The sequence below is a fragment of the Finegoldia magna ATCC 53516 genome (genome assembly GCF_000159695.1).
Lineage (GTDB): Bacteria > Bacillota > Clostridia > Tissierellales > Peptoniphilaceae > Finegoldia > Finegoldia magna_F.
Genome location: NZ_CM000955.1, coordinates 1,870,767 through 1,883,659, shown reverse-complemented (window position 1 = coordinate 1,883,659; position 12,893 = coordinate 1,870,767). Strand labels below are relative to the sequence as shown.

13 protein-coding genes are annotated in these 12,893 nt (G+C 30.4%); all 13 read left to right on the top strand.

Annotated features, from left to right (window positions below; all coding sequences use genetic code 11):
* Nucleotides 1–32: 32 nt before the first annotated feature.
* Entirely contained in the window at nt 33–797 is a 765-nt protein-coding gene (locus HMPREF0391_RS09025) for an ABC transporter ATP-binding protein (protein ID WP_035109625.1), read from the top strand.
* A complete protein-coding gene (locus tag HMPREF0391_RS09020) occupies nt 787–2,742 on the top strand; it encodes an FtsX-like permease family protein (RefSeq protein ID WP_002836798.1) in 1,956 nt (651 codons plus the stop codon). Before HMPREF0391_RS09025 ends, HMPREF0391_RS09020 begins: the two co-directional genes overlap by 11 nt.
* A gap of 90 nt (nt 2,743–2,832) precedes the next feature.
* The gene (locus HMPREF0391_RS09015; RefSeq protein WP_002836797.1) at nt 2,833–3,858 is read left to right on the top strand and encodes a molybdopterin-binding protein; all 1,026 of its coding nucleotides are present in this window, start codon (nt 2,833–2,835) and stop codon (nt 3,856–3,858) included.
* The gene (locus HMPREF0391_RS09010) at nt 3,855–4,490 is read left to right on the top strand and encodes a phosphatase PAP2 family protein (protein ID WP_002836796.1); all 636 of its coding nucleotides are present in this window, start codon (nt 3,855–3,857) and stop codon (nt 4,488–4,490) included. Before HMPREF0391_RS09015 ends, HMPREF0391_RS09010 begins: the two co-directional genes overlap by 4 nt.
* A gap of 101 nt (nt 4,491–4,591) precedes the next feature.
* On the top strand, nt 4,592–5,221 hold the full coding sequence (locus tag HMPREF0391_RS09005; protein ID WP_002836795.1) for a phosphatase PAP2 family protein: 630 nt from the start codon (nt 4,592–4,594) through the stop codon (nt 5,219–5,221).
* Nucleotides 5,222–5,231: 10 nt separating this feature from the next.
* The gene (locus HMPREF0391_RS09000) at nt 5,232–5,678 is read left to right on the top strand and encodes a GatB/YqeY domain-containing protein (RefSeq protein ID WP_002836794.1); all 447 of its coding nucleotides are present in this window, start codon (nt 5,232–5,234) and stop codon (nt 5,676–5,678) included.
* Nucleotides 5,678–7,075, top strand: a complete 1,398-nt coding sequence (gene pepD / locus HMPREF0391_RS08995; protein WP_002836793.1) for a beta-Ala-His dipeptidase — start codon at nt 5,678–5,680, stop codon at nt 7,073–7,075. The genes HMPREF0391_RS09000 and pepD overlap by 1 nt, the downstream gene beginning before the upstream one ends.
* 47 nt (nt 7,076–7,122) lie before the next feature.
* A complete protein-coding gene (locus HMPREF0391_RS08990) occupies nt 7,123–8,259 on the top strand; it encodes an efflux RND transporter periplasmic adaptor subunit (RefSeq protein ID WP_002836791.1) in 1,137 nt (378 codons plus the stop codon).
* A gap of 2 nt (nt 8,260–8,261) precedes the next feature.
* Nucleotides 8,262–8,945, top strand: coding sequence for an ABC transporter ATP-binding protein (locus HMPREF0391_RS08985; protein WP_002836790.1), 684 nt, complete (start codon nt 8,262–8,264; stop codon nt 8,943–8,945).
* The gene (locus HMPREF0391_RS08980) at nt 8,935–10,140 is read left to right on the top strand and encodes an ABC transporter permease (protein WP_002836789.1); all 1,206 of its coding nucleotides are present in this window, start codon (nt 8,935–8,937) and stop codon (nt 10,138–10,140) included. Before HMPREF0391_RS08985 ends, HMPREF0391_RS08980 begins: the two co-directional genes overlap by 11 nt.
* Before the next feature lie 87 nt (nt 10,141–10,227).
* The gene (locus HMPREF0391_RS08975; protein WP_002836788.1) at nt 10,228–10,821 is read left to right on the top strand and encodes an anthranilate synthase component II; all 594 of its coding nucleotides are present in this window, start codon (nt 10,228–10,230) and stop codon (nt 10,819–10,821) included.
* Nucleotides 10,808–12,136 (top strand): anthranilate synthase component I family protein, encoded by a 1,329-nt coding sequence (locus HMPREF0391_RS08970; RefSeq protein WP_002836787.1) that lies wholly within the window; start codon nt 10,808–10,810, stop codon nt 12,134–12,136. The genes HMPREF0391_RS08975 and HMPREF0391_RS08970 overlap by 14 nt, the downstream gene beginning before the upstream one ends.
* Nucleotides 12,133–12,864: an aminotransferase class IV gene (locus tag HMPREF0391_RS08965; protein WP_002836785.1), complete on the top strand. Its 732-nt coding sequence runs from the start codon at nt 12,133–12,135 to the stop codon at nt 12,862–12,864. The genes HMPREF0391_RS08970 and HMPREF0391_RS08965 overlap by 4 nt, the downstream gene beginning before the upstream one ends.
* The last annotated feature ends 29 nt before the right edge of the window (nt 12,865–12,893 follow it).

Here is a 12,893-nt window from a genome sequence, read left to right as displayed (position 1 = left end):
AATTCATTTAACATATAGTTATGGAGGGTGTTATGAATATTTTAGAATTAAACAACGTAAGAAAAGTATACAAAACGAAAAATGTTGAAACAGTAGCATTAAAAGATGTGAATTTTTCTGTAGAAAAGAATGAATTTATAGCAATAATGGGGGAATCAGGTTCAGGTAAAACAACTTTACTTAATGTAATATCAACATTAGATAAGCAAACTAATGGAAAGGTTGTGTTAAATGGCAAAGATATATCCACATTAAAAGAATCGGAAGTTGCAAAGTTCAGAAGGGAAAAGCTTGGATTTGTATTTCAAGATTTTAATTTATTGGATATTTTCTCAAACAAAGACAATATATTTTTGCCAATGGTACTTTCAGATTATAAGCCAAAAGAAATGGAGCAAAGATTGTCTGAAATCCAAGGATTATTGGGAATTGAATCTTTTGTGGGCAAATATCCTTATGAGATTAGTGGTGGACAAAGGCAAAGAATTGCGATTGCAAGAGCTTTGATTACAAAACCGGATTTGATATTGGCAGATGAACCTACAGGGGCATTGGATTCAAAATCATCAGATATGATACTTGATTTATTCACAAAAATCAATAAATTAGGACAAACTATATTGATGGTAACTCATTCTGTGAAGGCAGCTTCGTTTTCTAACAGAGTAATTTTCATAAAAGATGGTGTTGTGTTCCATGAAATTTACAAGGGAAATAGCGACAACAATGAATTTATGCAAAGAATAAATGAGTCATTATCTGTCATAAATAATAGAGGTGTAGATAATGAATTCTAAGTTATCTACAAAATTTGCTCTCAAAAACTTAAAAGCAAACAAAATTGTAAATATTCCATATATTTTATCAACAAGTATTATGGTGGCGATTTTGTTCATAATGATATCTTTATTAGATAACAAATATGTTATGCAACAAGACGAATTTGGAACGATAATAGTATTCGGATCGATTATAATATCGATATTTACATTTGCGATTATTATGTATGCGAATAGGTTTTTGATAAAAAGAAGATTTCAAGAATTTGGATTGTATCGTGTTTTTGGATTGGAGAACAAACACATCAATAGAATTTTGCTAAAAGAAAAGTCGATGTTTTTTGTGATTATTTCAATCCTAACAATAGTTTTTGGGATTACATTAGGAAAAGTATTGTTCTTGGCAGTTGGAAAATTGATGCAAGAAAATTTCAGCATAATGCAGTTTGGAATCTCAACCAAAGCAGTTATATTGTCACTGGCATTTAATCTTGTAATTAGCGTGGTAACATTTATCTACGATATATTAAATATAAAATCTGCTACAACTAGGGATTTATTTGCAAAAGGACAAAAATCGGAATCTGAACCAAAAGTCAAAGTAGTATTTTTCATTTTAGCAATAATTCTAACAGCAATTGGTTATTACATTGCGTTGACAATCGAAGGAAGCTTGGAAAGCTTGTTGATGTTTTTCGTGGCAAGTCTACTTGTATTGTTTGGAACGTATTTTGGTTTTGTTGCAGTAACTATTTTTGTACTAAAAATGATGAAGAAAAACAAGAATTTCTTCTACAAATCGAAAAATTTTATTACAGTTTCTGGAATGCTTTACAGAATGAAATCAAATGCTGTTGGTTTAGCCAGTATTGCAATTTTATGTACAGGAGTTGTAGTATCGTTGTCGACTACAATGGCGATTTACAACAGTGCAGAAAAAGTTGTAAACTCAACAACAAACAGAGATTACAAATTAACTGGAACGATCACACCAGATAAGAATTTTTCTAAAAATATCGAAAAAGAAAAAACTAGATTAAAAAGTTTAGTCACAGAAAAAACAAATCCTAAAAATGATTATTATCAAGTTAGTACAATGATGTTTGCAAACCTTGATGGCAATAAATTTTCTAAAATGGGAAAGAATAATACCAAGCCTGTCTATATTATGATTCAAACTTTGGATTCATTTAACAATGAATTTTCCAAGAATTATTCTTTGAACGACGGAGAAATTTTATTGAATTCAAATTATATGAAATATATAACATCAGATAAGATAACTTTAGGAAGTGCTGATTATAAATTCAAAAAAATCGATGAGCTTGAAGGAAGAAATATTGCTGTGGATATGTTTTACGTCGTAGTGAAAACTGATGAGGATTTGGTAAGATTTTGCAATGATTTCAAAATGCCAATGAAAAATGATGCAGGATATAAACCATTAGAAGTAGCGGTATCTTACTTTTTAGATTCGGACAAAAAACTAGATGGAAAAGAATTTATCTCAAAAGACAATTCTCTTCAATTTGTATCTAGACAAGAAACAAAGTCCGCTGTGTACACTATGTTTGGAGCATTCTTGTACATTGGTTTCATCATAAGTTTTGTTTTATTAATTGGAACTTCTATAATTGCGTATTACAAGCATTTGTCAGAAGGAATTGAAGATAGAAAAAACATTCAAACTATGAAAAAAGTTGGACTGTCAAACAAAATGATAAAAAAGACATCATCACAACAAATTTATTGGATGTTCTTCCTACCGCTTTTTGTGGCAGTTATTCACTCTGCTGTTGCATCAAAAATGTTGTATCAATTATCGGGATTGTTCGGGGTAAGAAGTATATCTGAATTTGCGATTCCATTTGCAATATCAGTAGCTATAATAATTGCAGTGTATTTCATAATATTTAAAATAACAAGTAAAGTCTACTATGATTTGGTAAGCGAAGAAGAATAAACTGGAGGAAACTCCAGTTTTTTCGTTGTGTGTTTTAAAAAATAATGATTTCGTGATAAAATAGGAATATCAATTAAGAGGGGTTTTTAAATGAAAGTAGTTAGAACTGAGGATGCGGTAGGTCACATTTTACCGCACGATATGACTAGAATTGTAAAAGACGTGGTCAAGGAGAGAGCTTTTAAAAAAGGTCACGTTATTACAGAAGGAGATATTCCTGTTCTTCTAAGTATGGGCAAGGAACATATTTATGTTATGGAATTGGAAGATGATGATTTACACGAAAATGATTGTGCAATTATTTTGAAAGATATTTGTATTAATGAACATATGCATTCATCTGATATAAAAGAAGGCAAGATAGAAATAGTTTCTGATGTGGATGGATTTTTGAAAGTCGACAGAGATAGGTTATTCAAGTTAAATTCAATTGATGACATATCCATTGCAACTGTTCTTGGCAATCAACCAGTAAGAAAAGGACAAAAAATTGCTGGAATGAGAATTATCCCGCTTTTCACAAAAGAAAAAATAATGGATGAAGCTAAGAAAATAATGAATGGTGTTCCTATTTTGGAAATCATTCCATTTGATAAGACAAAAAAATGTTCAATCATTACGACAGGATCTGAAGTGTACAAAGGTCTAATCAAAGATCAATTTGGACCTGTGTTAAAACAAAAAATGAAGGATTACAATTGTGAAGTAATAAATCACGTCATAGTCGACGATAATAGTGAAAATATTACACGAGAAATTAATAAGGCACTAGAAAACAAATCCGATATAATTTTGGTTTCAGGTGGAATGAGCGTCGATCCAGATGATATGACACCAAAAGCTATAAAAGATTCCAAGGCAGAAGTGATAACTTACGGTTCTCCTGTACTACCAGGAGCGATGTTTATGTTGGCTTACAAAAACGACACCGCAATAATGGGACTTCCAGGATGTGTTATGTTCAACAAGTCTACAGTATTCGATATAATATTGCCTTATATTTTTGCAAATATTAAAGTTACAAAAGATATGATTAATAGTTTGGGTTATGGTGGATTTTGTATGCAATGTTCAGAGTGTCACTTCCCAAATTGTGAATATGGTAAAGGGTTATGATTGGAAAAGTAATAAACGAGAAAAAAATATATTTGTCAGCGGCAATTCTTGTAACTTCGTTGATTTTTGGTTTTTTTATTAGAAAACAATCTGGTCTATCATTTGAACCTAAAATAATGAATTTTGCACAAAATCTTACAGATAATTTTACTTTTTATATCTTCAAATCATTCACAATACTCGGAAATTTCAGCACGTATTTTTTAATATTGGCAGTTAGCTTATATTATTCAAAACGTATTGGCAAAAATTCATTTTTTTCAATAACATTAATGTCTTGTTTGATAGGTCTTTTAGTTATGAATGTGTACAAATATAGTTTTGTGAGAGTAAGACCGTTAGATTTTTTCAAAATAGAACAAGGTGGTTACAGTTATGTCAGCGGTCATAGTTTGGTAAGTACAAGCTTTTATTTTACTCTGAGTTATTTGTTATGCAGTTTGAAAAATTACAAATTCATTTATTTGCGAATAATTCCATTTGTAATTGCTTTTAGTAGGCTTGTTGTGGGAGTGCATTGGCCAACTGATGTGTTTTTTGGAATGTTAGTGGGATATGTGTGTTATTTAGCTACGATTTTCGTGGCAGAAAAATATATAATAAAATCAAATAAAAATTTAGATGAACTATAGATTTATTTTTATGGTTCATTTTTAATTGGAGGTCTTCCTACTATACATTTGAACTTGGTTGGTATAAAATTTAATATGAAGTATTAAAGGAAGGATTTAAAATGGATAAATACGATTGGTTTGTAATAATATGTAGTATTGTTCTGTTATCGATTACTTTTTTTCTTGGATTTGTTGTATTAAAAGACAATGAAACAAATTTGGATAGAAGATTAAAGGAACATTTTACTAAAATGGGACACAATTCCCTGATTGCGATGATGGCAAAAATCACAAAATTTGGTAACGTTGAAACACTTATGATTATAAGTATACCTATTGTGTTTTTTACTGTGAGTCAACACAATTATGTATCAGCATCAGCTATAATAATGAGCGTTATGCTTAGCGTTATTGCAGTTCACACTTTGAAATTTGTTTTTAGAAGAAAAAGACCAAAAGTAACAAGTGGAATCAATTATATGGGATATTCTTTTCCAAGTGGTCATTCTTGCGTTAGTATGAGCTTTTATTTGACAATTGCTTATGTGCTAAGTTATGGGTACAAATTTTTCTTCGTGACGATGTTAATTGCCATTGTGTTTGCGTTTATGATTGCCATTTCTAGAATTATTTTGGGAGTACATTGGTTTACGGATGTCGTAATAGGTAGTTTTATTGGGCTAATATGCGCATATTGGTCTATATATATGTTCAGAATGAATTATTATTTTACATTTATTTTTGGTTAGGAGTGAAATTATGAGTACAATTGAAAAATTAAGAAAAGACAAAATGTTAGCTATGAAGAACAAGGATAAATTAAAAGCCGGAGTAATTTCTTTGATGATGAGCAACATTTTATTGGAACAAAAGGAAAAGAAAAGAGATTTGACAGATGATGAACAAATTGCGTTTGTTAAGAAAGAACTTAAAGAAACTGTGGATGCTTTGGAACAAACTCCAAAAGACAGAGTAGAAACTATAGAAGAAACAAAACAAAAGATAGAAATAATCAAATCTTATCTTCCAGAACAAATTTCCGAAGATAAATTAAGAGAAATCATAGAAAAATTTATGGAAGAAAATTCTCTTGAAAAATCTAACAAATCAATTGGACAAATTATGAAGTATATGATGGCAGAATACGGCAAATACACTGATGGTAAGACAGTTAACAAAATAGTACAAGAAATTATAGGTGCGTAGTGGATAAGAATACTGTATTAAATTATTTTAGAGATTTTTCTAAAATCAATAGATGTTCAAAGCATGAAGAAAAGATTGCAGATTATTTGGAAAAATTTGCTCACGACAATAATTTGAAATGCAAAAGAGATAAGTTCAACAATATATACATTAAAAGAGAATCAGACAAAAGTTTGGAAGATAAACCAGGAATAATTCTTCAAGCACACATGGATATGGTTTGCGTTTCTGATGAAGAGTATGATTTTGACAATGGAATTAAAATCATAGAAAAAGATGGATTCATGTTTGCTGACAAGACAAGCCTTGGCGCAGACAATGGAATTGGCCTTGCCATAGCTATGGCTACTTTGACATCCAACAACAAACTTCCTCAAATAGAAGCTGTAGTGACTACAAGTGAAGAGGTTGATATGAGTGGTGCGATGAATTTTGATTTTGATTTGTCTGGAAAATATTTCATTAACATAGATTCAGAAGATGAAAATGAATTGATTGTAGGCAGCAGTGGTGGAGAAAATGTCAATGTTGAAATAGACAAAAATTACGTTTCAGATAGTTTGTCTAATTTTTACAAAATTTCTGTAAAAGGACTTAAAGGCGGACACTCTGGAATGGAAATTGATAAGAACCACAAAAATGCAATCAAGGTTGTGTTTGAATTCTTGGAATCATTAGATGATTATTATATCTGTGATTTTAAGGGTGGTACAAAAGACAATGCAATTCCTACAAATGCAGAATTAATTTTATCTACAGATGAATCTGTTGATTCAATTAGCAAAAAGTCAGAAGAATTTATCTCTAAGATTGATTTGGAAGATTTTGATAAGGATTTGAAGCTTGTAATTGAACAAGTAAATGCACAAAAATGTTTAGATAAAAGAACAACAGAAAATTTATCTGATATAATTGGAGAATTAAACTCTGGTGTGATTTCTTACATCGAAGGACTTGATGAAACAGTTGAAACATCCTGCAATTTGGCGATTGTTAATTCTTTGGATGATAAATTCGAAATCATATTGTCTACGCGATCTTCAAATCACGACAAATTAGTTGAGCTGAGAGAAGATATAGTTTCAAAAGCAAATAAATTCAACGCAATAGCCTTCGATTACAATTATTATCCTACTTGGCAATTTAATGAAAACTCAGAGCTAATGGAAGTAGCAAAGAAAGCTTTCTCAAAAGTAAACGACAAAGAAATAGATGTTAAAGTTATACACGCTGGACTTGAATGTGGGGTGTTTGCAGAGAAATATAAAAACATTGATTGCATTTCAATTGGACCTACAATGTACGATGTACACACAACAAAAGAAAGATTAGATATTGAATCTTTAGAGAGATTTATTAAATTCTACAATAAAATTTTGAATATGTTGACTAATTAGTTACGCTGTATTATAATAGTATTACAGAGATACAATTAGGAGGTCGTATGAAAAATAATAAAAAATTTGCAATTATTTTAGCCATAATTGCTTTAGCCTGTGTTGGAGGATTGGTCTTTAAATTAGTTAAAGCTAATAAGAAAAACGAAACTAAGTATAGCTTGTATACAGTATCTGCAGGAAGTGATTTGGTGTTCAGTGCAATATCAAAAACTGGAGATGCACAACAAGTTTACAACAATCAAGCTTATGGTGAGGTTGAAAAAGTTCATGTGAAAACTGGTCAATCTGTTAAAAAAGGAGATTCACTGATTACCTTTGTGAACAAGGAAGTTGAAAAACAAATTGATCAAATGGAAATGCAATTGGAACAAGCAAAAAGTCAAGCAAATTATGCACTTGAAGATAGAAATAGCACATACAAATCCTACAATAAATTAGTAGAAAAATATAACGAAACTTTTTCTCCAGAATTGGAAATGCAAATTGACCAAATGGAGCCGACACTTAATCAATCCAATAGAGCTTACAAACAAGCACTTGACCAAGTAGAATTACAAAGAAAACAACTTAATGATTTAAAAGAAAGTTCAAGAAAAACAATCAAGGCTACAATTGCTGGAGTTTGTAAAGTTAATGACAAAAATATTGATAATCCGATGAGTCAAGGAGCATTGATTGAAGTCACAAGCGATGAAAATATTATTGAAGGAAATATTTCTGAATACGACTACAACAAATTAAAAGAAAATGATGAGGTTGAAGTAATTCCTATTAACGGGGATGAAAAAACAAAAGGAACTGTGGTAGAGATTTCCAATACTCCAGAAAGTCAGGCTGGATCATTTGAAGCTAATCAAATGCAAAATATGACAGAACAATCTGGAAGTAATTCTTCAAATTTTGTATTTAAAATCAAAACACAAAAACCTATACACATTGGATTTAATGTTCAAGTTAGGAAAAAATCAGACAAGATTGAACTTGGCAAAGACATGGTAAAAGAAGAAGATTCTAAATACTATGTCTTTGAGTACAAAGATTCAAAAGCTGTAAAAAAAGAAGTTCAACTTGAAAAAAATTCTAATTCTTATACTGTGATTTCTGGATTAAAATCTGGTGATAAAATTATTTCTAAAGTAAAAGATTTGAAAGATAATCAAGAAATAAAGGTTGAAGATTAGTCATGATAGATTTAATTAAAATTAATAAGTTTTACAATTCAGGAGAGAACAAACTTCACGTATTAAAAGATGTTAGCTTGGACATTAATAGCGGTGACTTTGTCGCAATAATGGGTGAATCTGGATCTGGAAAGTCTACGTTGATTAATATTCTTGGTTTTTTGGATAAGAATTTTACAGGAATATATAAGTTTGAAAATGTTGAGATAAGTAAATTTTCAGATAATAAATTGTCCGATCTTCGCAACAAATCTGTAGGATTTATCTTCCAACAATTTCAACTTATTCAAAACTATACTATAGCTGAAAATGTAGAACTACCTTTGCTGTATCAAGGTAAATCCTACAAATACGCAAGAGAGAAAGCGTTGGAAGCTTTGGACTTGGTCGGAATTAAAAATCAAGCAGATAAAAGGCCTAAACAGCTTTCAGGTGGACAACAACAAAGAGCAGCTATAGCTCGTGCCATCGTTCACAATCCTAAATTTATAATAGCAGATGAGCCAACAGGTGCTCTTGATTCTGAAACTAGCAAGGAAATAATGGCGCTTTTCAATGAGTTGAATCAGAAACTCAAAATCACGATAATAATGGTTACTCACGATAAAAATATTACACATAATTGCAACCGAAAATATTTTATGCTAGATGGTGTTTTAAAAGAGAGGGATAGTTATGAAGTTTAATGTTTTATTAAATACTGCCTTCAAAGATATCATCAAGAACAAAAAACGATCATTATTGACTATGCTTGGTATAATTATAGGGATAGCAGCGGTAATAACTATTATTGCAATTGGTAGGGGTTTCCAAGATTATGTTGTTGACAGTTTAATGGGTGGAGAAGGCAAGGAACTTAGCGTTGCGTTTTATTTCCAACCTGAAAATCCAACAAATTCAGTCGGAAGCAACACATCAGTATTTACTGAGAAAAATATTAGAGATATTTCACAAATTACGGATGTCGTAAAAGTTGAATCTGATCCAGAACAATTTCAAAATGATTTGCTTAATGTTTCGATACAAAAAAATGACGGGAAAATGGAAAGTGCATTTGCAAAACCTGTCGAAGAAACTGAAAGTAAAATCGTAAAGGGAAGAGCTATTACAAAATTAGACGGAGATACTAACCAAAAAGTCGCCGTTATTACTCAAAAATTAGCTGATGAAATGTTTGAAAATGAAGATCCAATCAACAAAACTGTTCTTGTTAAAAATGATTATTATGTTATCGTCGGTATTAAGGAAAATAATGCTGCTACAAATTTATTTGTGATGGGAAATGATGTAGATTTGCCGAAAGAGACATTAAAATCGCGTCAACCTAAAAATAATAATTCCATATCTATGATTAATGTTATACTGAAAAATGGTACAAAAGTTCAAGACAAGGCAAAAGAAATTCAAGAATATCTTGAAAAAAATGGCCCAATGAAAGCTGCAGGATCTTATAGCTTCGTCGATATTGCAAAACAAATCGAAGGCATCAGTAGTGTATTGGGATCTGTGACTATATTTATATCTTTAATAGCAGCTATTTCCCTTCTAATTGCAGGAATTGGAATGATGAATATGATGTACATTTCAGTAGCGGAAAGAATCAAAGAAATAGGAATTAGAAGAGCGATTGGCGCAAAGAAAAAAGAAATTTTGCATCAATTTATGCTAGAGGGAATTATTGTAACTGTTATTGGTGGAATAATTGGATACATCATTGGGATGGTAGCTGCATTTATTGCATCGAAATTTTTGCCGTTCCCAATTAAACTAGAATTAATGCCGGTTCTAATATCCTTAGGAATATCTTTGGGAATAGGAATTGTGTTTACTTATTCTCCAGCAAATACGGCAGCAAATAAAAATGTAATAGATATAATTTAAGATTTGAAAATGAGTTTATCATTTGATAAGCTCTTTTTTTATTTGATTTTTAGTATAGAATCCTATATATTTTTATTGGGTGATTAAATGATATTAATGATAGATAATTACGATTCGTTCACATATAACATTGTTTCTTATTTGAGAATTTTAAAAGAAGAAGTTATCGTGAAGAAGAATGATGAGATAAATTTGGAAGAAATCAAAGAATTAAATCCGGAAATTATAGTGATTTCTCCAGGACCTAAAACTCCAAAAGAATCCAAAATTTCGCTTGAAATATTTGAACGATTGAAGGGCAAATATCCAATTCTTGGAATTTGTTTGGGGCATCAAGCATTGGCTTATTCAATGGGGCTTGACATTGTGAAAGGACCACGTCCAATGCACGGTAAAATGACAGATATTAATCATGATGGCAAGGGAATATTTACAGATATTCCAAATCCTGTTAAAGTTATGAGATATCACTCATTAATCGTTGATGATAGCAAATTCTATAATGGAATGTTTGAAGATATGGTGATAACATCAAAAACTTCTGATGGAATAATTATGGGATTTAGAGATTCAAAAAACAAGATAGAAACCGTTCAATTTCATCCTGAAAGTGTGGGAACTGATTTTGGGCTGAAAATGATTGAAAACTTCTTAAAGGAGGTAAGAAATGATTCATTCTAAAAAAATAAAATCTGATGTAACAATTCTAGATATTTTGTATAGCATCAAAGACAAAAATTTACCTTTTTTATTAGATAGTGCAAAGGGAAGTTACAATCAAGGCAATAAAACATATATAGGTTTTGATCCGGAAATTGTTTTGAAATCAAAGAATAACAACGTAGAAATCAGTGGACTTGTGAACAAAAAAGTTAGTGATAATCCTCTTAATCAACTCAAACTATTGATGGATGATTATTTGCAAGAAGATGATAATCAATTTATCGGTGGAGCTGTTGGACTTTTGTCTTATGATTTTACAAGTTCTAATTGCAATGTAGTTTTAAATTCTGAAAAAAACACCGAAGTATACGATGCTTATTTTGGAATTTATTTCAAAATAATAGAATTTGACAATAATACAAAGGAATACACAATTTTTTATTTGAATGATACAGATATTACAGATATTGAAAAAGTTTTTGAAAAATCTAATTATGAAGGAAAAAAATACAAAACATCAGAACTTATAAAAACAGTAACCAAAGAAGAATATGCGAAAAGCTTTGATAACATAAAAACTATGATTGAAAATGGTGATGTGTACGAAGTTAACTTAACGCAACAGTTCATTGTAGATACGACTAAGGATAAGTTCGATATTTATAAGAAACTTCGCGAAGTTAACAAAGCAGATTTTATGGCTTATATGGACTTTGGTGAATATTGTGTTTTATCTTCATCGCCAGAGAGATTTTTTGATTGTCAAAATGGACTTGTTCAAGCTAGACCTATTAAAGGAACAATTCGAAGATCTGACGACAAAGATGAAGATGAAAGATTGAAAAACGAATTACTAAATAGCGACAAAGATATTTCAGAATTATTAATGATAGTTGATTTGATGAGAAATGATTTGGGAATGAGTTGTGATGCTGAAACAATAAAAGCTATTAGCAATTATTCATTGGAAACTTATGAAAATGTTCATCATTTGGTAGCTACAATTGTTGGTAAATTGAGAGAAGATGAAGATGTATTTAGTTTAATTAAAAATATTTTTCCAGGAGGATCAATCACTGGAGCTCCGAAGCTTGCTTCAATTGAAGCGATTGACAAGGTTGAAAAATACAACAGAAATATTTACACAGGATCCATTGGATACATTTCATTTAACCAAAATTGTGACTTCAATATTTTAATCAGAACGATTTTAAAAATAAATGACCGTTGTTATTTCTCAGGTGGTGGAGCTATAACATGGGATTCTGAAATGAATAGCGAATACGATGAAACTATTCAAAAATCGAAAAAAGTATATGAGGCTTTGATATGAACGATGGAATAAAATACGGTAAGGGACTTTTTGAAACTATAAAAGTAGTAGAGCGTAAGCCTGTTTATTTGGAAGATCATATTGAAAGACTTGAAAATTCAATGAATTTTCTGGGGATGAGTACGAAAAATATAAGAGAAAACATCAAAGCAGAAATAGAAAATATTGATTTGGATACAGATTGTTTGAGAATAATGGTGTTGGATAATAATGGAGATTATGATTTGTTCATAAACACTAGAAACACAGATTATTCCAATCAAAAATACACTAAAGGATTGAAATTAAAAGTTCTTAATCAGTTAAGGGACAAAAATAATCCTCTAGTTTATCACAAAACAAATAATTACTTACTGAATGATTATTTGCACAAAGAATTATTGAAAGAAGGATTTGATGAGGGGATTTTTCTAAATCAAGACGGAAATGTAACAGAAGGAACGTACACAAATTTGTTTTTTATTCAGGAGAATACATTTATCACGCCACCTGTGGCTGATGGTATGTTACCGGGGATTTTTCGCAAAAAACTTATAGAATTTTTGAAAATTAATGGTTATAATATAATTGAAAAGTCAATTAAGTTAAGCGATTTACAAAGTATGGATTGTTGTTTTGCAACGAATTCTTTGATGGAAATGAGATTTGTAAGACAAATTGATGAGATAATGTTTTCAAAAAGCAATCTGTTTTGTGAAATATCGGAAAAACTGATGAACGAATATTAATTTACAATTTTAAAATGACGTATTTTTGA